We start from the raw sequence: 20688 nt of genomic DNA on the forward strand, positions 1-20688 counted from the left end.
TCACAGGTGTGTCACCGACTACGCGAGCAGCGCCGGGATCGTCTCCTCGTGCGCCTTGCGCAGCTCCTCCAGGGACAGCTCGAACTCGCCCTGGAGCTCGACCGTCTCCCCGTCCACGACACCGATGCGGGTGACGGGCAGACCCCGAGCGCCGCACATGTCGTTGAAGCGGACCTCCTCGGAGCGCGGCACGGCGACAACCGCGCGTCCCGCCGACTCGGAGAAGAGGAGGGTGAAGGCGTCCAGACCGTCCGGGACGATCAGGCGGGCGCCCTTGCCGCCGAGCAGCGCCGACTCCACGACCGCCTGGATCAGACCGCCGTCGGAGAGGTCGTGCGCGGAGTCGATCATGCCGTCGCGGGAGGCCGAGATGAGGATCTCGGCGAGCAGGCGCTCGCGCTCCAGGTCGACCTTGGGCGGCAGACCGCCGAGGTGGTCGTGGACGACCTGGGACCAGGCCGAACCGCCGAACTCCTCACGCGTGTCGCCGAGGAGGTACAGCAGCTGGCCCTCCTCCTGGAAGGCGACCGGGGTGCGGCGGGCGACATCGTCGATGACGCCCAGGACCGCGACCACGGGGGTCGGGTGGATGGCGACCTCGCCCGTCTGGTTGTAGAGCGAGACGTTGCCGCCGGTCACCGGGGTGCCCAACTGCTGGCAGGCGTCGGCCAGTCCACGGATGGCCTCCGCGAACTGCCACATGACGGCCGGGTCCTCGGGCGAACCGAAGTTCAGGCAGTCCGAGACGGCGAGCGGCTTTGCGCCGGTTGTCGCCACGTTGCGGTACGCCTCCGAGAGCGCCAACTGGGCGCCCGCGTACGGGTCCAGCTTGGCGTACCGGCCGTTGCCGTCCGTGGCGATGGCGACGCCGAGGCCGGTCTCCTCGTCGATGCGGATCATGCCCGAGTCCTCGGGCTGGGCCAGCACCGTGTTGCCCTGTACGAAGTGGTCGTACTGGGACGTGATCCACTTCTTGGAGGCCTGGTTGGGGGACGCGACGAGCTTCAGGACCTGCTGCTTCAGTTCGTCCGAAGTGGCGGGCCGGGGAAGCTTGTTGGCGTCATCGGCCTGGAGCTCGTCCTGCCAGGACGGGCGGGCGTAGGGGCGCTCGTAGACCGGGCCGTCGTGCGCGACCGTGCGCGGGTCGACGTCGACGATCTTGCCGCCGTGCCAGAAGATCTCCAGCCGGTCGCCGTCGGTGACCTCACCGATGACGGTGGCGATGACGTCCCACTTGTCGCAGATCTCCAGGAACCGCTCGACCTTCGCCGGCTCCACGACCGCGCACATGCGTTCCTGCGACTCGCTCATGAGGATTTCCTCGGGCGAGAGCGTGGAGTCGCGCAGCGGTACGTCGTCCAGCGTGACGCGCATGCCGCCGGAGCCGTTCGAGGCCAGCTCGGAGGTGGCGCAGGAGAGACCGGCGGCGCCGAGGTCCTGGATGCCGACGACCAGCTTCTCCTTGAAGGCCTCCAGGGTGCACTCGATGAGGAGCTTCTCCTGGAAGGGGTCGCCGACCTGGACGGCGGGGCGCTTGGAGGGCTTGGCGTCGTCGAAGGTCTCGGACGCGAGGATCGACGCGCCGCCGATGCCGTCGCCGCCGGTCCGGGCCCCGTACAGGATGACCTTGTTGCCCGCGCCGGACGCCTTCGCGAGGTGGATGTCCTCGTGCCGCATGACGCCGATGGCACCGGCGTTGACCAGCGGGTTGCCCTGGTAGCAGGAGTCGAAGACGACCTCGCCGCCGATGTTGGGCAGGCCCAGGCAGTTGCCGTAGCCGCCGATGCCGGCCACGACACCCGGGAGCACGCGCTTGGTGTCGGGGTGGTCGGCCGCGCCGAACCGCAGCGGGTCCACGACGGCGACCGGGCGGGCGCCCATCGCGATGATGTCGCGGACGATGCCGCCGACGCCGGTGGCCGCGCCCTGGTAGGGCTCGACGTACGACGGGTGGTTGTGCGACTCGACCTTGAAGGTGACCGCGTAGCCCTGACCGACGTCCACCACACCCGCGTTCTCGCCGATGCCGACGAGGAGGGCGTCGCTCTGCGGGGCCTTCTCGCCGAACTGGCGGAGGTGGACCTTGGAGGACTTGTACGAGCAGTGCTCGGACCACATGACCGAGTACATGGCGAGCTCGGCACCGGTGGGCCGGCGGCCGAGGATCTCGACCACGCGCTCGTACTCGTCCTTCTTCAGACCGAGTTCGGCCCAGGGCAGCTCGACGTCGGGGGTCGCGGCCGCGTGCTCGACCGTGTCCAGAGGCGTCCGGCTCATGCGTTGACCAGCTTCTTGAGGATCGAGGTGAAGAAGGGGAGGCCGTCGGTGCGGCTGGAGCCGATGAGCGGCTCGACGGCGTGCTCCGGGTGCGGCATGAGGCCTACGACGTTCCCGGCCTCGTTGGTGATGCCGGCGATGTCACGGAGCGAGCCGTTGGGGTTGAAGTCCACGTACCGGAAGGCGACGCGGCCCTCGGCCTCGAGCTTGTCGAGGGTGTACTCGTCGGCGACGTACCGGCCGTCCATGTTCTTCAGCGGGATGTGGATCTCCTGGCCCGCGCTGTAGTCGACCGTCCAGGCGCTGGAGGTGTTCTCCACCCGCAGCTTCTGGTCGCGGCAGATGAAGTGGAGGTGGTCGTTGCCGAGCATCCCGCCCGGGAGGAGGTGGGCCTCGGTGAGGATCTGGAAGCCGTTGCAGATACCGAGGACCGGGAGTCCCGCCTTGGCCTGCTCGATGACCGTCTCCATCACGGGCGAGAAGCGGGAGATGGCGCCGGCCCGCAGATAGTCGCCGTAGGAGAAACCACCCGGGAGGACGACCGCGTCGACCTGGTGGAGGTTCTTGTCCTTGTGCCAGAGGGCGACCGGTTCGGCGCCCGCGAGGCGGATCGCGCGCTGGGTGTCCCGGTCGTCGAGGCTGCCGGGGAAAGTGACGACGCCAATACGAGCGGTCACTTCGCGGCCTCCGCGACTTCTTCCACCTTCACGGTGAAGTCCTCGATCACGGTGTTGGCGAGGAAGGATTCCGCAAGATCGTGGATGCGGGCGAGCGCGGCCTCGTCGACCGGCCCGTCAACTTCCAGTTCGAATCGCTTTCCCTGACGTACGTCGGAGATGCCTTCGAAACCCAGACGCGGCAGTGCGCGCTGCACCGCCTGGCCCTGGGGGTCGAGGATCTCCGGCTTGAGCATGACGTCGACTACGACGCGTGCCACTGGCACTCCCGGTGTGTGGTGCTGAGCAAGGTTCCTGCGGGTCTCTTCCAACAGGTGTCTTCAGACTACCCGCACAAAATTTCTACGCGCGTTGACTTGTAGGAAACTACGTGACCGCCGTCACGATCGGGTATCGACGGCCGTGTTCACGAAAATTTCCGGGAAAGATCCGCGATCGACACCCGATACCTATTGCGCTCGGACACGCGGAAGGATTTAGTCGGGCTTCCCATTGCATTGTCGGGCACTGTACAAATGAATTGGCAAGTGCCGTACGAAGGGACCGATATTCGTGGCGCAGAAGGTCGTGGTCACTCTCTTTGACGACATCGACGGCTCGGAAGCGGCGGAAACGATCGCCTTCGGACTCGATGGCAAGTCGTACGAGATCGACCTGAATCAAGCGAATGCCAAGAAACTGCGTAAGGCGCTCGAGCCCTACGTGGACGCCGGCCGCAAGCGGTCGAGGTCGGGCAAGGCGTACAAGCAGACCGAGGTCGCTCCCGACCCGGCGGCGGTCCGCGCCTGGGCCCAGGCGAACAAGATGGACGTCCCGGCCCGCGGGCGGATCCCCAAGAAGGTCTACGAGGCGTTCGCCGAGGCCCAGTAGCCCTGGCCGACGCCGGGTCACCCGCCCCTCAGGACAACCGACTTGCGTTGCACCCCACCCGGTCAGCTAGAGTCTGGAGCACGCCGAGGGGCGGGGACGGAAAAGCCCAGCCCACGGAGTACATGCGGGTGTAGTTCAGTAGCAGAACATCCCCCTTCCAGGGGGAAGGCGCAGTGTGCAATTCCTGTCACCCGCTCTGCACCGCCGGTCTGGCCACTGTTGTGGATCAGGTAGGCTGGTGCTCGCGCCGATCGGTGAGAGCCGGTCGGATGCAGTGCGAACGTAGCTCAGTTGGTAGAGCGCAACCTTGCCAAGGTTGAGGTCGCGAGTTCGAACCTCGTCGTTCGCTCTTGATTCAAAGCCCCCCGGGTTCAACCGGGGGGCTTTTTCATGCGTGCGGCCATGCTGTGTGGCGTCTGACATTTGTCATGCCGAGTGATGACAGCGCGCACTGCTTCCGGGCCGCGGGCGCCGAGATGCTTGAACCATGAACACGAACGTGATTGAGGTCACCGACCTGCGACGCGTCTACGGGGGCGGGTTCGAAGCGGTCCGCGGGATCAGCTTCTCCGTGGCACGCGGCGAGGTCTTCGCGCTGCTCGGCACCAACGGGGCCGGCAAGACATCGACGGTGGAGCTGCTGGAGGGGCTCGCCCGTCCGGCCGGGGGCCGGGTGCGGGTGCTCGGGCACGATCCCTACGAGGAGCGGTCCGCCGTACGGTCGCGGACCGGCGTGATGCTCCAGGAGGGCGGATTCCCGTCCGAGCTGACCGTCCTCGAGACCGCCCGGATGTGGGCCGGGTGCGTCAGCGGGGCGCGGCCGCCGCTGGAGGCGCTGGAACTCGTCGGGCTCGCGCGGCGGGCCGGCGTACGGGTGAAGCAGCTGTCCGGGGGTGAGCGGCGGCGGCTGGACCTGGCACTCGCGCTGCTCGGCGACCCGGAGGTGCTGTTCCTGGACGAGCCGACGACCGGGCTCGACGCCGAAGGGCGACGGGACACCTGGGAGCTGGTGCGGGCACTGCGCGACGGCGGTACGACCGTGCTGCTGACCACGCACTACCTGGAGGAGGCCGAGGGCCTCGCCGACCGGCTCGCGATCCTGCACGAGGGGCGGATCGCGGTCGCCGGGACACCGGCCGAGGTGACCGCGGGACAGCCCTCGCGGATCTCCTTCGAGCTGCCCGAGGGGTACTTCGTGGGCGATCTGCCGCCGCTCGGGGAGCTGGGGGTGCTGTCCCACGAGGTCGACGGCCGGGTCGTACGGCTGCGGACGCGGGAGTTGCAGCGGGCGGCGACGGGGGTGCTGGTGTGGGCCTCGGGGGCGGGGGTCGAGCTACGGGGGCTGGATGTGCGGTCGGCCTCGCTGGAGGAGGCGTTCCTCGGGATCGCCGAGAAGGTGCAGACGAAGGAGCGGGTGGCATGAGCGGGACGACTCTGAGCACGCCGGCCGGGCGGATCTCGGCGCTCGGACGGGCCGAGCTGACGCTGTTCCTGCGGAGCCGGGGAATGGTCTTCTCCGCGATGTTCCTGCCACTGGTGCTGCCGTTCAGCGTGAAGGCGGCCATCCAGGACATGGACCTCGGGGAGTCGGGACTGACCGTGGGCCTGGTGCTGCTGCCCGCCGCCATCGGCTTCTCGCTGCTCTTCGCGGTCTACACCGCGCTCATCGGCGTCTTCGTCGGGCGACGCGAGGAACTCGTCCTCAAGCGGCTGCGCACCGGGGAGCTGCGGGATGTGGAGATCCTGGCCGGGGCCACGCTGCCGGCCGTCGTCACGAGCCTCCTCCAGTCGATCCTCCTCGCGGCCGGCTGCTCGGTCCTGCTCGACGTGGCGGCGCCGAAGGCGGTGGCGCTCGCCGTCCTGGGGCTGCTCCTCGGCCTGGTGATCTGCGCGACCCTGGCCGCCGTCACCGCGAGCTTCACCCGGACCGTGGAGAGCGCGCAGGTCACCGGCCTGCCGCTGATGCTCATCTCGATGCTGGGCTCCGGCATCACGGTGCCGCTCGAGGTGCTGCCCGACCGGATGGCCTCGGTGTGCGAACTGCTGCCGCTCACCCCGGTGATCACGCTGGTGCGCGGCGGCTGGACCGGGGACCTCTCGGCGTACGAGGCGCTCGGCGCCACCCTGACGGCGCTGGCCTGGGCCACGCTGGGCGTGTTTGCTGTACGACGGTGGTTCCGATGGGAACCGCGGCGCTGAGCACGGGGAGCGGGGAGATGAGCGGTTCGGGGGGCTGGTGGCGGCGCAAGAGCACACCGGCCAAGGTCGAGACGTACACGCGGTGGTCGTTCCACTTCTTCGCGCTGATCGAGCTCGTCTCGGTGTCGCTGCCGCTGTTCGGAGCGCTGTCGCTCTGGCTCGCGCTCTCGCTGGCGCTGCTGGTGGCGGTGCACTCCGTGGCCTGTGCCGTGACCGCGGCGCGGGCGCTGGACTGGACGCTCGGCAGCCGTGAGCAGCCCGTCCACATGCTGTGGATGCTCGGCGCGCTCACCGCGGCGGTCGCCGTCGCCGCGATCGTGGTCGCGGAGCACGGACCTGGCGGGGACGACGTCGACACCGCGGCCGGCTCGGTCTTCGCCGTGGTGCTGATCTTCGGGGCGGGCACCAGCGCCCTCGGGGTGCGCAGCCGGCGGCGCATGTACTCCGTCGTCACGGGCTTCGCCGTCGGGGCGGGGATCGTGTCGTTCGCGGGCCGGCCCACTCCCACCGCGGTGATCAGCGTGCTGGTGGTGTTCCTCGGCGGCGGGTTCCTCGCCTTCACCTCCGCCTTCTCCGTCTGGCTGCTCAACGCCGTCTACGAGCTCGACGAGGCCCGCGAGACCCGGGCCCGGCTCGCGGTCGCCGAGGAGCGGCTGCGGTTCGGGCGCGATCTGCACGACGTCATGGGGCGCAACCTCGCCGTGATCGCGTTGAAGAGCGAGCTCGCCGTACAGCTGGCGCGGCGTGGACGGCCCGAGGCCGAGGAGCAGATGGTCGAGGTGCAGCGGATCGCGCAGGAGTCGCAGCGCGAGGTGCGGGATGTCGTACGGGGCTATCGGGAGGCCGACCTCGGCATCGAACTCACGGGTGCGCAGGGGGTGTTGGAGGCGGCGGGGATCGCCTGCGTCTTCGCGCCGGCCGGGGGGACGGCCGGGCTGCCGTCGGCCGTGCAGTCGGCGCTCGGGTGGGTCGTGCGGGAGGCGACGACGAATGTGCTGCGGCACGGGGACGCCGGGCGGTGCGCGGTGGACGTGCGGGTGGGCGACGAGCACGTGGTGCTGACGGTGGAGAACGACGGGGTGGTCGCGGCCCCCGGTCCGGGCGGCTCGGGGCTGGCCGGACTGCGGGAACGGCTGGCGGCGGTGGACGGGACGTTGGAGGCGGGGCCGGTGGGAGACGGGATGTTCAGAGTGGTGGCCTCGGTGCCGTTGCGCGTGAGTGAGGTCACGGCATGACGGTGCGGCTGCTGCTCGCCGACGACGAGCATCTGATCCGGGGCGCCCTTGCGGCGCTGCTCGCGCTGGAGGACGACCTCACGATCGTCGCCGAGGCCGCCTCCGGCCCCGAGGCGCTGGCCATGGCGAAGGCGCACGCTCCCGACGTGGCCGTACTGGATCTCCAGATGCCCGGCGCGGACGGTGTGAGGGTCGCCACATCGCTGCGCACCGAACTGCCCGACTGCAAGGTGCTGATCGTGACCAGCCACGGCCGGCCCGGGCATCTCAAGCGGGCCCTGGCGGCCGGTGTGCGCGGGTTCGTCCCGAAGACGGTCAGCGCGCAGCGGCTCGCGGAGATCATCCGCACGGTGCACGGCGGAAACCGCTACGTCGACCCCGAGTTGGCCGCCGACGCGATCTCCGCCGGGGACTCGCCACTGACCTCGCGCGAGGCCGAAGTGCTGGAACTGGCCGCCGACGGGGCCCCGGTCGCGGAGATCGCCGAGCGGGCCGCGCTGTCACAGGGGACCGTACGGAACTACCTGTCGTCTGCGGTGTCGAAACTCGGGGCGGAGAACCGGCACGCGGCGGTGCGGCTCGCGCGGGAGCGAGGTTGGGTATAGTGGTTCTCGCGCCACGGCGCATGCGAACGTAGCTCAGTTGGTAGAGCGCAACCTTGCCAAGGTTGAGGTCGCGAGTTCGAACCTCGTCGTTCGCTCCAGATCAAAGGCCCCGGTCATCGACCGGGGCCTTTGTCATGGGGTCAGCTCCAGCTCGTGCCCGTCAGACGCTCGTACGCCTCGACGTACTTGGCGCGGGTCGCGTCCACGACCTCCTGCGGCAGCGCCGGCGGGGGCTGCTCGCTCTTCCGGTCCCAGCCCGACTCCGCCGAGGTCAGCCAGTCCCGCACGAACTGCTTGTCGTACGACGGCTGCGCGCGGCCCGGCTGCCACTGGTCGAACGGCCAGAAGCGGGACGAGTCCGGGGTGAGGACCTCGTCGGCGATGACCAGCGTGTCGCCGTCGAAGCCGAACTCGAACTTCGTGTCCGCGAGGATGATGCCCCGGTCACGGGCGATGTCCCGGCCCCGGGAGTACACGGCGAGGGTCGCCTGGCGCAGCCGGGCGGCGGTGTCGGCGCCGACCTGGCGAGCCACCTCCTCGTAGGAGACGTTCTCGTCGTGGTCGCCGACCGCGGCCTTGGTCGCCGGGGTGAAGATCGGCGCGGGCAGCTCGCTGCCGTCGGTCAGACCCTCGGGGAGGGCGAGACCGCAGACGGTGCGGGACTCGTTGTACTCCGTGAGGCCCGAGCCGGTGAGGTAGCCGCGGGCCACGGCCTCCACGGGGACCATCTGGAGCGACTTGCAGACGAGGGTGCGGCCCGCCCAGTCGGCCGGGGCGCCCTCGGGCAGATCGGTGCCCAGGACGTGGTTCGGCATCAGGTCGGCGATCTGGTCGAACCACCACAGGGAGAGCTGGGTGAGGACCCGGCCCTTGTCGGGGATCTCCGTCGGCAACACCCAGTCGAAGGCGGAGATACGGTCGCTGGCGACCATCACGAGGTCGCCCGCCTCGTTCTGGTACAGCTCGCGCACCTTGCCGGTGTGGAGATGCACCAGGCCCGGAACCTGGATCGGCTCGGGCTTTTCTACGAATCCGGACACGGTTCCTCCCCGTGGTTCTGTCCAAGTGGCTCGATTGTCCCGTATGGGCGGCCGGTCTCGGACAGCGGGTCTGTGGCCTGCGGGTATGTGACGTCAGTCGCGCTTGCAGATGTGGTCCAGCAGGTTGGCCGTGGCGCGCTGGACGCGGGGGTCGACATGTCCGGGGCGGTCCAGGGACGGGGACCACGCGAAGGTGCCGGACGCGAAGACCAGGGCGCCCGAGGGGGCGCGGTAGAGGGAGGTCTCCTGGTGACGGAGGGTGCCCTCGGTGTCGGGGTACGGGGAGTGGGCGAGCAGGATGCGGTCGTCGTGCTCGGGGAGCGGGGTGCGCGGGAAGTAGCGGTCGGCCTCGCCCGCCACCAGGCCCTCGATCTCGTCGCCCTCATGAGTGCCGGTGGCCTCCCAGAGCCAGTGGTCGGCGTTGCGGACGATCAGGGGGGCGGGGTCGGGGACACGGCCCGCGTACTGGATGCCGACCACCTGCTGTTCGGGGCGGTCGATCTCGCGCCACAGGACCGGACGGCCCGGGCCCCTGCGCTTGCGGCAGGTCAGCAGGCGGTCGGGGACGCCGGACGGGGACGGGCCCAACTCCACCTGCCAGTACATGGTGTTGGCGGAGAGGAAGACCAGCGAGGTGCCGTGGTCGCGGGCCCGCTCCACGGTCCGGCGCATGTTCACCGACCAGTACTCGTCGTGGCCGGGGAAGACCAGGCCGCGGTAACGGGTGGGGTCGACCCGGCCGGAGTGCAGGTCGCGGGCGTCGGCGTAGGCGAGGTCGTAGCCGTAGCGCTCGGCGAAGCGGATGAAGTCGTAGGCGTGGCCCACATGGAGGGGCAGGCCTGCGCCCGCGTACGGGCGGTCGAAGGAGACGGTCGTGGCCGCGTCCGACTCGCCCAGCAGCCGGCCGTCGTCGTCCCAGGCGTGGTACAGGCTGGCGCCCGTACGGCCGTCCTCCGGGTAGAGGTTGTACGCCTGCCAGGTGACGTCCGGCAGCAGCAGGAGCAGGTCCGCCGGATGGTCGTGGCGGACGGTGAAGGGGACGTGCGAGCGGTAGCCGTCGGCGGTGGTGAGCACGGCCACGTACGCCCCGATGCTCCAGAAGGACGGGATCTGGAGGCGCCAGCTCAGCCACCAGTGGTGACAGGAGACCGTACGGTCCGCGGTGAGCGGCGGGGGCTGGACGATGCCGGACAGACGGGGGCTGGTGGTGATCTTCGCCGCGCCGTCGCCGCCGTAGTGGCCGATGCGGTAGACGTCGACGGCGAACTCCTGGGGCGGGTCGACCGTGATGTGGAAGTCGATGGCCTCGCCGGGGGCGACCGCGCCGGTCGAGGTGAAGCCCTTGATCTGCCGGCGGACGTCGTCCGCGGCGCGGGGGCCTCCGGCGGATCGGGGGGCGGGGACGCGGGGGGTGCCGCGGCCTGCGGCGCGTTGGCCGGGGGCGGGTGTGGCTGTGCCGGGGTGTTGGGCGCCTTCCACGTACCAGGGGACGACCTGGCCCGTGTCGTCGAAGTACGTCTCGTCGCCGCGGAGCCAGGGGACGGGGCCCTGGCCGAAGGGGTCCGTCACCGCGTGCGCCAGCGCTCCCGACTCCCAGCGGCGGATCTGCTCCGACCCCATGGCTGCTCCCCTCCCTCGTGCCCCCGTGTGTTCGTGCGGACGTCTGGACGTCTGTCTTATGTCGCAAGCCCTTGCCATGTGCTCGATCGGTCCCAGCACATCACATTACGCACGCACGCTGTCACTATTCGTTGCGAATTCGCCGAAAGTGGAACGAGGGCTTCCAGTACGAGGGGCTTCCAGTAAGGCCAATAAGGAAGGGGCCGCCGAGGCAGGGCTCAGACGAGCCGGACCGGCTTCTCCGGGCGTATCCCGGACTCCAGCAGCCATGCGCGCAGCGGGGCCGGGTCGCCGTCCTCGACGAGGCTGAGCACCACGGGAGCGAGGTCGGTCGCGCGGTCACCGTCGATGAGGAGGGTCGGGCCGTCGAGCCAGTCGAGGCCGGGGGTGGCTCCGGCGGTGTCCATCGCGGCGCAGCAGACCATGGCGGTGACGTGGTCGGTCAGCAGCTCGCGGGACGTACGGGGGGCCTGCGGGGGGAAGAGGGGGAGCGAGCCTTCGTCCCAGAACGTGGTGTCGGGGCTCTGGGGGGCGGGGGCGGCCGCTTCTTCCCGGGCCAGCTCCGCGGTGAGGGCTGCGGCGAGGGTGGCCGTGCGTTCGTTTTCGAACTCGGGCTCGGGGTCGTTCTCGTAGTCGAGCTCGGGATCGGACTTGGGCTTGGGCTCGAAGGGCTCGGGTTCGGCGGGCTCGGGTTCGGGCGGGGTCGGCTGGGGTGCCGTCGGGGTGGGCTCGCCGGCGTGGGGGGTCGAGAGGTGGTCCAGGACTCTCGACAGGGTCGGGGCGTCGGATTCCGGGGCCGGGGTCTCGGGGGTGCGGCGGACTCCCTGGGCGTCCAGGACGCGGTGGAGGCGGGCGGCGTCGAGGCGCCACTTCCGGTCCACGACCTCGTCCGGGTACTCCTGCCAGTCGACCGGGGACCACTCCGGGCCGGACTCCGCCGGGCCGCCGTGGAAGAGCCGGGCGGCCAGGAGCGAGGTGGCCTCGTCGATCGCGCCGGGTTCTTCCAGGAGGTCGCAGGCGGGACGCTCGCCCAGGCGGGAGGCGAAGCCTTCGGCCAGGCGGTCCCGGCGGGACAGTTCGGTGAGGGCCGCGACCACGCCCGCGTCCAGACGGGAGGGCCAGCGGCCCATCCGCCAGGCGGGGAGCGCTACGCGGGTCAGGAGGCGGTCCCAGCCGGCGTACGCCAGGCCCACCTGTTCCTGGGCGACGATCCGCAGGCCGTAGTCCACGGCCTGTGCGCGCTCGGCGGCGGCCGCGGCGACTCCGCGCTCCATCTGGGAGGCGTGCTCGCGGACGCTGTGCAGCAGCAGCCGGGCCACCCAGCCGACGCCGGCGCACACCACGCGGGTCGCCGGGCAGCGGCCGGACGCCGAGGACACGGCCACCGCGGCGTCCAGGCCGCGGACGAAACGACGGGCCGCGGCTATGTCGGGGTGGGCCGAGGGGCCGGTACCGGCGACGACCGGGGCGAGGACGGCACGCAGCTCGCCGACCCGCATCCACCACAGGAACGGGGAGCCGATGACCAGGACCGGCGCCGCGGTCGTACGCCTCGGGCCACGGGCGCCCGTGAGCTCGTCGCGGTCCTCCTGCTTGGGCGGGCCGTGCGACGGGTGGGTGCGGTCCTCCAGCCAGCTGTCGCAGTCCGGGGTGAGCGCTATCGCGGACGGTGCGGGCACGTCGAGGCGGTCGGCGAGGTCGCGCACCATGCGGTACAGGTCCGGGGCCGACTCCTCGGCGATCGGGACCGTCGGGCTCATGGCGGGTCGGGCACGGGCCACGACCAGGGCGATGCCGGCGGCGGCCAGCAGGACGAGGGCGGCGACCGGGGTGACGACCCAGCGGGCGGCGTGCCAGCCGGGGCCCGTGAGGTGGCCGGTCGAGCCTCCGGCGTACAGCACCACGGCGACGGCCGCCGGCAACAGCGCGACAGCGAGCGCACGGCTGCGGATGCGCAGTACGGCGAGCGCCCAGGAGCGCGCGGCCTGTGCCCCCGCCTCTCCACCCATACCGGTCACGACCGGGTGCCACCTCCTCGCTGCTGTCCTGGCTGCCTGGCTGTCCTGGCGTTGCTCACTCCCCCACTGTGGCACCCACCACTGACATCGCAATGCCGGTGGGCCAAGTGCCGGAACGCTTGCGCCGCACCCTAGTTGGGGCCCCGGCCCACGTCAGCCGGAAAAGGCATCGGTCACTCGATGGAATGGCTTTGGGGAAAGGTGGATGACGGACAGCGAGGATCAGGCCTGGGATCTTGACTCGAATTCAGTCACGTACGTGGTCGCGTTCACAGTCACACAAAAGGGGCGGGCCCCGAATCCAGAGACGGATTCGGGGCCCGCGGGGTTCATCGGCGGACGGTTTCTCAGGCTTCCGCGGCCGCCTTCGCGGCGATGTCCGTGCGGTGCTGGGAGCCGTCGAGGCGGATACGGCCGACCGCTCGGTACGCGCGGTCGCGGGCCTCGTTCAGGTCCTTGCCGGTCGCCGTGACGGACAGGACGCGGCCGCCCGCGCTGACCACGGCGTCGCCGTCGTGCTTGGTGCCGGCGTGCAGGACGTACGCGTGCGGGGCGTCCTCGGCGGCCACCTCGTCGAGGCCGGTGATCGGGTCGCCGGTGCGCGGGGTGCCGGGGTAGTTGTGCGAGGCGACGACCACGGTGACCGCGGCCTCGTCGCTCCAGCGCAGCGGCGGCAGATCGGCGAGCTCGCCCTTGGCGGCGGCCAGCAGCAGACCCGCGAGGGGCGTCTTGAGGCGGGCCAGTACCACCTGGGTCTCGGGGTCGCCGAAGCGGGCGTTGAACTCGATGACCCGTACGCCACGGCTGGTGATCGCGAGACCGGCGTAGAGAAGCCCGGAGAAGGGCGTGCCACGGCGGCGCATCTCGTCGACGGTCGGCTGGAGGACGGTCTGGAGGACCTCCTCGACCAGCTTCGGGTCGGCCCACGGCAGCGGGGAGTACGCCCCCATGCCGCCGGTGTTCGGGCCCTCGTCGCCGTCGAGCGCGCGCTTGAAGTCCTGGGCGGGCTGGAGCGGGACGACGGTCTCGCCGTCGGTGACGGCGAAGAGGGAGACCTCGGGGCCGTCGAGGAACTCCTCGATGACGACGCGCTCGCAGGAGTTCGCGTGCGCCCGGGCCGCCTCGAGGTCGGGGGTGACGACGACGCCCTTGCCGGCGGCGAGCCCGTCGTCCTTGACGACGTAGGGGGCGCCGAAGGCGTCGAGAGCCTCGTCGACCTCCTCGGGGGTCGTGCAGACGTAGGAGCGCGCGGTGGGGACGCCGGCCCCCGCCATCACGTCCTTCGCGAAGGCCTTGGAGCCCTCGAGCTGCGCGGCCTCCCCGGAGGGGCCGAAGACCGGGATGCCGACCTCGCGCACGGCGTCGGCGACGCCCGCCACGAGCGGTGCCTCCGGGCCTACGATCACGAGCTCGGCGCCGAGCTCGGTGGCCAGCGCGGCGACGGCCGTGCCGTCCAGGGCGTCGACCCCGTGCAGCTCGGCGACCTCGGCGATGCCGGCGTTGCCGGGAGCGCAGTGCAGCGCCGTGACGTCGGGGTCGAGGGACAGGGAGTGGCACAGGGCGTGTTCGCGGGCGCCGCTGCCGATGACGAGGACCTTCACGGGGTCAGCGTAACCGGCCGGGGGCTCGGTGAATTGTGCGGGTTGCTGAAGGGGGGCGGGGGTGGGGGTTGTGGGTTTCTCCTAATCGGGGGTGCGGGGAGGGGTGGCGGCAGGCGCGGTGGGGCGCCCTACTCGTTGGTGAACTCCTCCATCACCGTCGCGCCCAGTTCCCGCACGATCAGTTCGCGGCCGGAGAGGGCCGACTCGTTGAGGTCGGGATCGTCGTCCTCGGGGATGTCGTCCTCGGGGGCGACCGGGGGTGGCTCCGGGGCGGCGGGCGGCTGGGGCGTGGGGGCCGCCGCCGGGGGCGGGGTCGGGGCCGACGAGGGCGTCGGGGCGGGGGCCGCGGGGGCGGGAGGTGCCGGGCGCTGTGCGGGGGCGGGGGTGCCGGGGGCGCCGTAGCCGCCCGGGGCTCCGCCACCGCCGTAACCGCCACCGGCGCCGTTGTGACCGGACATGCCGCCGCCGGTCTGCGGGGGCGCCGCGCCGCCGCCCGACGGGTCGACGATCGCCTCGATCTTCCACTGGACGCCGAACTGCTCGCCCAGCGCCTGCTTCAGCACGTCCTCGCTGCCGCTGCTCACGAAGTTGTCGCGGGCGCCGGGGTTGACGAAGCCGATCTGGAGGGTGGTGCCGTCGAAGCCGGCCACCTGGGCGTTCTGGCTGAGCAGGATCCAGGTGAAGCGGCGGCGGTTCTTGACGGCCTCCAGGATGTTCGGCCAGAGCATGCGGGGGTCGAGGCCGCCGGCCGGGGGTGCGTACGCGGAGGCGGCGGCCGGTTGGGCCGGGGCGGGAGCCGCAGGGGCGGGCGTGCCAGGCGTGGGCGTGGCGGTGGGTGCGGGTTGGCTCGGCGCGGCCGGGGGCTGGCCGCCCCCGGCGGGGGTCGCGGTGGGCCAGCCGCCGGGGCGTCGGCCGCCGCCCGCGGATGCCGCGGTGGGCCAGGCGCCGGGGGCGGAGGTGGTGGGGGCCGCGGGTGTGGGAGTGGGAGTGGGTGCGGCGGGGGCCGGGGGCTGCTGAGGTTGTTGGGGCTGCTGTGGCTGAGCGTCGCCGACGCCACCGGCCGGGCCGCCGCCGGCAGGGCCGGGGGCCGCACCGGCGTCGACGGGCGCGGCCGGATATCCCGCGGCGCCCTGGCCGGGACCGGCACCGAAGCCCGCGGCGCCACCGGGACCCGTACCCGGCCCCGTCTGCGGAGCGCCGCCCGATCCTCGTACCGCCGCCCGAGCGGCCGCGGCGCCGCCCCCCGGGGGGACCGGAGCCGCTGCCGCTCCCCCATGTGCAGGCACATGCGCATCGGGCCCGGGGACGTATCCCATGGCGGGCGCGCCCCCGCCGCCCGAGAAGTTCACGCCGCGCTCCAGCCGGTCGAGCCGGGCCATGACGGAACGCTCGTCGCCGTACGCGGCGGGCAGCAGCACGCGCGCGCAGATCAACTCCAACTGCAGACGGGGCGAGGTGGCGCCGCGCATCTCGGTCAGGCCCTGGTTGACGAGGTCGGCGGCGCGGCTGAGCTCGGCGGCGCCGAAGGTGCCGGCCTGTGCCTGCATGCGCTCGAGCACGTCGGCCGGGGCGTCGATGAGCCCCGTCTCGGTGGCGTCCGGGACGGCGGCGAGGATCACGAGGTCCCGCAGCCGCTCCAGCAGGTCGGCGACGAAGCGCCGCGGGTCGTTGCCGCCCTCGATGACGCGGTCCACGACCTCGAAGGCGGCGGCGCCGTCACCGGTGGCGAAGGCCTCGACGACGGAGTCGAGGAGCGAGCCGTCGGTGTAGCCGAGCAGGGAGGTGGCCATGGCATACGTCACACCCTCCTCCCGCGCCCCGGCGAGCAGCTGGTCCATGACGGACATGGAGTCACGCACGGACCCCTGACCGGCCCGCACGACGAGGGGCAGCACGCCCTCCTCGACGGGGATGTTCTCCTTGCCGCACACCTCACCGAGGTACTCGCGCAGGGTCCCAGGCGGCACGAGCCGGAAGGGGTAGTGGTGGGTCCGCGACCGGATCGTCCCGATGACCTTCTCGGGCTCGGTGGTGGCGAAGATGAACTTGAGGTGCTCCGGGGGCTCCTCGACGACCTTCAGCAGCGCGTTGAAACCGGCCGACGTGACCATGTGGGCCTCGTCGATGATGTAGATCTTGTACCGGCTGCTCGCGGGGCCGAAGAAGGCCTTCTCGCGCAGCTCACGGGCGTCGTCCACGCCACCGTGGGAGGCCGCGTCGATCTCGATGACGTCGATGGAGCCCGGCCCGTTCCTGGCCAGGTCCTGGCAGGACTGGCACTCCCCGCAGGGGGTGGGCGTGGGACCTTGCTCACAGTTCAGACAGCGGGCCAGGATGCGCGCGCTGGTCGTCTTGCCACATCCGCGCGGCCCGCTGAACAGGTACGCGTGATTGACCCGGTTGTTCCGCAGCGCCTGCTGCAACGGGTCGGTGACATGCTCCTGCCCGATGACCTCGGCGAACGACTCCGGGCGATAGCGGCGGTACAGCGCGAGAGACGACACGCATACGAGGTTATAGGCGCCCACTGACAACCAGCCCCACGCGCGCGACCCCGCCCGGTCCGGCCCCGCCGGAACGCAAGCGCCCCCCACGCACCCGCCAGAGCCAACCTACCCTTGCTGCCTTCCGGCCCTGGGGGAGTTCAGTCAGATAGCGCCGCGTGAGGGGCTGCCCAAACAGTACCCGATGGCAGGGGGTGGGAACGAGTTCGCGAGCACTCCTCAACGTCTTGTATTGTTTGCCGCGGAGGATTCGCCTAGAGGCCTAGGGCGCACGCTTGGAAAGCGTGTTGGGGGCAACCCCTCACGAGTTCGAATCTCGTATCCTCCGCCAGTGCCTCACCGGGCACGATGTCGAAGGGCCCCACCGTTCGCGGTGGGGCCCTTCGTCGTGTTCTGAGCATGGCGGAGCGGTACGGCGTCCGCATGCGGGCGTGAGCTATCTGACGCGGTCCCGGCGTCGGCTCGTCCGGGTCAGTTCGGGTACGGCGTGCAGGGGGGTGTGGGGTGGGGTCTCGAAGTGGCTTGGGAAGGGGTACTTGCGGTCCAGGAAGGCTTCTATCGCCGTCCGGGCCGCGGATCTCTCCGCGGGTGCCGTGTCGACGTCGTTGAGGCAGAAGAAGTCGACGTCCTCGCCGGCGGCCAGGCGGGAGAGGCGGCGGTGCATGTCGGGGGTGCCGAGTTGGACGTAACGGAAGCGGTAGTCGGCGGGGACGGCTCTGCCGGTGGCTATCGCCCAGTGGTGGTGGAGGGTGGACGCCGGGGCCACGTCGGTGGTGGAGCGGAAGCGGGAGTACGCCGTGCGTTCCAGTTCTTCTATTGACAGGTCTTCCATCTCACGCATGACCGACAGGAGTTGGGGGTGCGGGGTGTGCAGGGACTTGTGGGTGATGTGACGGCCGTGGAAGCGGCTGATGACCTCGCGGGCGTTCTTGCCCGCTGAGTTGGGGGCCGGTTCCAGGGGGTGCGGGGTGCCTACGCCGAGTTTCAGGGGGGACAGCGGGATGCGGGCGATGCCGTTGCCGTGGAAGAAGTGCTCGGCGCGCACCGGGCGGTTGATGAAGACGTCGTCGTTGAAGTAGAGGTAGTGCTCCGAGAGGCCGGGGATGTGGTGCAGGCGGCTCTCTATCGCGTGGGAGTTGAAGACCGGCAGGGCGTCGGGCGGGAGGATGTCGCGGTGGTCCACCACCGTCAGGCCCTCCGCCGTGGGGTCCAGCCAGGACGGGATCTGGGAGTCCGTCACCAGGTAGACGTGGCGGACGAAACCCGCGTACATCTCCAACGAGCGCAGGGCGTAACGCAGTTCGTCGTGGCTGGTGTAGCGGGAGGCGCCGGTCTCGCGCGGGGCGATGGGGTTGTCGGAGAGCGCCTGGTGGGCGCGGCGCTTGGCGGCCAGGTCCGGGTCGTCGCCGTCGACCCAGGTGTAGACGGCGTCGACGGGGAAGCGGACCTCGTCGATGCCCGGCTCGGCGAACGCGGCGAAGGTGGGCACGCTGCGGCGGCGGACCGGGACCGCGGCGGGGCGCTGTGCCGCCACCGGGAGGACCTCCGAGACGGGGTTGTGGCGCGGCGCGACGAGGGCCGGGCCGAAGACCTCCGGGAGGCGGTCGCCGGGGACGGTCAGCCAGGCGGGATCCTTGCCGAGGTCCCGGCCGTGGCGCCAGAACTCGAGGTCGCAGCCTGTTTCCAGGCCGGTGAGCAGCTGTCCCTTCGGGCCGAGGCGTACGACGCCGGTGCGCAGGACCGTGGCCCGGCGCACAGGCCGCGGCAGCTTTCCGTCCGCCCACAGGGCCGCGGTCGTCACCGTGCCGTCCGCTCCGACGGCGCCGACGTATCCGACCGTGCCGGCGAAGCGTCTGCCCGCCTGGGCGAGGATCGTCTCGCGGTACGGCTCGGGGACGCCGATGACCTGTCGGGGCGCGCCGTTCCCGTGGTCGGCGGGGACCAGGAAGTACGGGACGCCGATCCCGTCCAGCAGGGTGCACACCCGCTCCAGGTCGGCCTCGACGGCGTCCGCGGCCGTGTACCCGGCGACCGTACGGCCGTAGAGCCGGGTCGGGCCGAAGGTGACCCGGCGCAGGCCGGGGACCGCGGCCCGCAGGTGCCGGCGCGGCCGGGACGCGCGCAGCGCCCAGAGTCGGGCCGTCAGCCAGAGTCGCAGGCGCAGCAGCAGGTCCCGCGCCGCTCGGATGCCCCCCGGCACTCCGAAGCGGTGACGCATGTCCGTTCCCCCCATGTCCAAGCCCCCCGGCCCGTCAGTCCTGCTTCTCGTACGGGCTCGCGAAGGGGAAGTAGTCCTCCAGGAACTCGTGCATCCGGACGCTCACCTGTTCCCGCTCCTCGGGCGGTACGTCGACGTCGTTGAGGCAGAAGAAGTCGAAGCGGCGGTTGTGGCGCAGGTCGGCGAGGCGGCTGTCGGCGTCGGGGCGGCTGATGTTGACGTACCGGAAGCTGTACTTGCCCGGGAGGCCGTGTCCGGTCATCAGGGCGTACTGGTAGAGCAGTGGGGCTGTGACGGCGATGTCCTGCGGTGAGCGGAAGCGGGAGGCGGTCGTGCGGCGGATGTCCTCCGGGAAGAGTTCCTCCAGCGTCCGGAGGGTTCTGCGCTGCTGCGGCAGCGGGGTGTGCATGAAGTTGTTCGTCGTCAGCCGGCCGAACCTCTCCAGGAGCAGCGCTCGTACGTTCTTGCTCGCGGAGTTGGTCGCCGTCTCCTCGGCGTGCGGCTTGCCGACGCCGATCTTGAGCGGGGAGACGGGGATCCGCATCAGGCCGCTGCCGTGGAAGAAGTGCTCGGGGGTGACCCGGCGGCCGACGAAGACGTCGTCGTTGAAGTAGAGGTAGTGGTCCGAGAGGCCGGGGATGTGATGCAGGCGGGTCTCGATGGCGTGCGAGTTGAAGACGGGCAGGACGTCCGCCGGGAAGATGTCGCGGTGGTCGACGACCGTGATCCCGGGGGCGCTGTCGTCGAGCCAGTGCGGCTTCTGACCGTCGGTCACCAGGTAGATGTGGCGCACGAAGTCGGCGTACATCGCCAGTGAGCGCAGTGAGTACTTCAGTTCGTCGTGGCTGGTGTAGCGGGAGGCGTTGGTCTCCTTGTCCAGGATCTCGGCGGTGCCGCGGTCCTGGTGGCGGGCGCGCTTGGCCCGCATCTCGGGCTCCTCGCCGTCGACCCAGGTGTAGACGACGTCGACGGGGAACGTCACGTCCTCGACGGTGGGCAGGGTGAACGGGACGAAGCTCGGGAGCTCGCGGTCTCCGACGCGCACGGTGGCGGGCCGCTGTTCGGACGCCGGGAGTACGTCGGTGATGCCGTTGTTCCTGGGTGCGACGAGGGAGTCGGCGAAGATGTCCTCGGAGGCCTGGGGCTGCACCTTGGCCAGGCGCCGGGGCCCGTCGGCGCCGGCGAGGAGCTGGGCACCGTCCTCCCAGAACTCCACGTCGCAGGCGAGTTCGGGGCCGGCGAGCAACTGGCCCGCGGGGCCGAGGTGGTTCTCCCCGATCCGCAGTACCGGCGCCGTGCGCAGCCCGGCCGGCAGCGCGCCGTCCATGAACAGCGCGGGGTGCTTGAGCTTTCCGCCGGGCAGGGGACGGCCGATGAACACCGCCTTGCCCTCGTTCAGCGCCTCGATCGCGGTGAGGAAGCGCTCCCGGTCGACGGCGTTCACACCGACCGTGTGGCGGGTCCGGGCGGCCGGGACCAGGAAGTACGGGATGCCTTCCCGTTCCAGCGCGGCGAGGACGAGACCGAGGTTGGCGGCGGCCGCCTCGGCGGCGCTGAAGCGGGTCACGACCCGGCCGTAGAGCTGCTGGCCTCGGACCGCGACCGGGCGGAGCACCGGATCCGTGACCGCGGCCCGGCGACGGCGCCGCATGGTGCGCAGCTGCCACACGCTCTCGGCGGCCTTGCGCTCGACTCGTGGTCGCATCCGCCGGGCAAAGGAACGCACGGTCACGTTCTGGGCTCCTCTTCCATCAACTCTTCCGTCAACTTCTCGAACTTCTCTGCGAGAGCAGACAGACGTCTGTGAGTGATGGTTGTAGAAGA

15 protein-coding genes, 4 tRNA genes and 1 other RNA gene are annotated in these 20688 nt (G+C 71.2%); 9 read left to right on the top strand and 11 right to left on the bottom strand.

The genetic code is table 11. From position 1 onward, the window contains the following. Window positions 1–18 precede the first annotated feature (18 nt). Genes purL through purS form a run of 3 tightly spaced genes read right to left on the bottom strand, consistent with a single transcriptional unit; the run spans window position 19 to window position 3214 of the window. The gene (gene purL / locus ABKA17_RS45680; RefSeq protein WP_353698373.1) at window positions 19–2277 is read right to left on the bottom strand and encodes a phosphoribosylformylglycinamidine synthase subunit PurL; all 2259 of its coding nucleotides are present in this window, start codon (window positions 2275–2277) and stop codon (window positions 19–21) included. Then, on the bottom strand, window positions 2274–2954 hold the full coding sequence (purQ, locus tag ABKA17_RS45685) for a phosphoribosylformylglycinamidine synthase subunit PurQ (RefSeq protein WP_353698374.1): 681 nt from the start codon (window positions 2952–2954) through the stop codon (window positions 2274–2276). Before purQ ends, purL begins: the two co-directional genes overlap by 4 nt. Further along, window positions 2951–3214, bottom strand: coding sequence for a phosphoribosylformylglycinamidine synthase subunit PurS (purS, locus tag ABKA17_RS45690; protein WP_015659417.1), 264 nt, complete (start codon window positions 3212–3214; stop codon window positions 2951–2953). Before purS ends, purQ begins: the two co-directional genes overlap by 4 nt. 292 nt (window positions 3215–3506) lie before the next feature. Here purS and ABKA17_RS45695 point away from each other — a divergent pair, with 292 nt between their 5' ends. From ABKA17_RS45695 to ABKA17_RS45730, 8 genes are all read left to right on the top strand, one after another. Next, window positions 3507–3824: a histone-like nucleoid-structuring protein Lsr2 gene (locus ABKA17_RS45695; protein WP_353698375.1), complete on the top strand. Its 318-nt coding sequence runs from the start codon at window positions 3507–3509 to the stop codon at window positions 3822–3824. 124 nt (window positions 3825–3948) lie between these two features. Continuing rightward, window positions 3949–4020, top strand: a tRNA-Gly gene (locus ABKA17_RS45700). An 80-nt stretch (window positions 4021–4100) separates the two neighbouring features. Next, window positions 4101–4173 (top strand) — tRNA-Gly (locus ABKA17_RS45705). Window positions 4174–4311: 138 nt separating this feature from the next. Next, window positions 4312–5247, top strand: coding sequence for an ABC transporter ATP-binding protein (locus ABKA17_RS45710; protein ID WP_353698376.1), 936 nt, complete (start codon window positions 4312–4314; stop codon window positions 5245–5247). Beyond that, window positions 5244–6023 carry an ABC transporter permease gene (locus ABKA17_RS45715; protein ID WP_353698377.1) on the top strand — a complete coding sequence of 260 codons (780 nt, stop codon included), beginning with the start codon at window positions 5244–5246 and terminating at the stop codon, window positions 6021–6023. Before ABKA17_RS45710 ends, ABKA17_RS45715 begins: the two co-directional genes overlap by 4 nt. A 17-nt stretch (window positions 6024–6040) precedes the next feature. Then, complete coding sequence (locus ABKA17_RS45720; protein WP_353698378.1) at window positions 6041–7258, top strand: sensor histidine kinase; 1218 nt, start codon at window positions 6041–6043, stop codon at window positions 7256–7258. After that, window positions 7255–7863 (top strand): response regulator, encoded by a 609-nt coding sequence (locus ABKA17_RS45725; protein WP_353698379.1) that lies wholly within the window; start codon window positions 7255–7257, stop codon window positions 7861–7863. The genes ABKA17_RS45720 and ABKA17_RS45725 overlap by 4 nt, the downstream gene beginning before the upstream one ends. 22 nt (window positions 7864–7885) lie before the next feature. Continuing rightward, window positions 7886–7961, top strand: a tRNA-Gly gene (locus ABKA17_RS45730). Between the two features lie 42 nt (window positions 7962–8003). Here the strand turns inward: ABKA17_RS45730 and ABKA17_RS45735 are convergent. The 6 genes from ABKA17_RS45735 to ffs form a co-directional block, all read right to left on the bottom strand. Continuing rightward, window positions 8004–8903 (bottom strand): phosphoribosylaminoimidazolesuccinocarboxamide synthase, encoded by a 900-nt coding sequence (locus ABKA17_RS45735; RefSeq protein ID WP_353698380.1) that lies wholly within the window; start codon window positions 8901–8903, stop codon window positions 8004–8006. A 93-nt stretch (window positions 8904–8996) separates the two neighbouring features. Further along, window positions 8997–10523, bottom strand: coding sequence for a N,N-dimethylformamidase beta subunit family domain-containing protein (locus tag ABKA17_RS45740; protein ID WP_353698381.1), 1527 nt, complete (start codon window positions 10521–10523; stop codon window positions 8997–8999). A gap of 218 nt (window positions 10524–10741) precedes the next feature. Next, the gene (locus ABKA17_RS45745) at window positions 10742–12532 is read right to left on the bottom strand and encodes a M48 family metalloprotease (RefSeq protein WP_353698395.1); all 1791 of its coding nucleotides are present in this window, start codon (window positions 12530–12532) and stop codon (window positions 10742–10744) included. A gap of 356 nt (window positions 12533–12888) precedes the next feature. Beyond that, complete coding sequence (gene purD / locus ABKA17_RS45750) at window positions 12889–14142, bottom strand: phosphoribosylamine--glycine ligase (protein WP_353698382.1); 1254 nt, start codon at window positions 14140–14142, stop codon at window positions 12889–12891. 128 nt (window positions 14143–14270) lie between these two features. Beyond that, on the bottom strand, window positions 14271–16646 hold the full coding sequence (locus ABKA17_RS45755; protein WP_353698383.1) for a DNA polymerase III subunit gamma and tau: 2376 nt from the start codon (window positions 16644–16646) through the stop codon (window positions 14271–14273). Window positions 16647–16718: 72 nt separating this feature from the next. After that, window positions 16719–16817, bottom strand: an RNA gene (gene ffs / locus ABKA17_RS45760) — signal recognition particle sRNA small type. A gap of 72 nt (window positions 16818–16889) precedes the next feature. Between ffs and ABKA17_RS45765 the strand changes: the two genes are divergently transcribed. Next, window positions 16890–16977: transfer RNA gene (locus tag ABKA17_RS45765), tRNA-Ser, on the top strand. A 105-nt stretch (window positions 16978–17082) separates the two neighbouring features. On the opposite strand, the gene ABKA17_RS45770 is transcribed toward ABKA17_RS45765, so the two are convergent. Then, window positions 17083–18864 carry a stealth family protein gene (locus ABKA17_RS45770; protein WP_353698384.1) on the bottom strand — a complete coding sequence of 594 codons (1782 nt, stop codon included), beginning with the start codon at window positions 18862–18864 and terminating at the stop codon, window positions 17083–17085. A 34-nt stretch (window positions 18865–18898) separates the two neighbouring features. Beyond that, window positions 18899–20596, bottom strand: coding sequence for a stealth family protein (locus tag ABKA17_RS45775; protein ID WP_353698385.1), 1698 nt, complete (start codon window positions 20594–20596; stop codon window positions 18899–18901). Window positions 20597–20688 lie beyond the last annotated feature (92 nt).

This window comes from Streptomyces sp. RG80, from assembly GCF_040446465.1.
Lineage (GTDB): Bacteria > Actinomycetota > Actinomycetes > Streptomycetales > Streptomycetaceae > Streptomyces.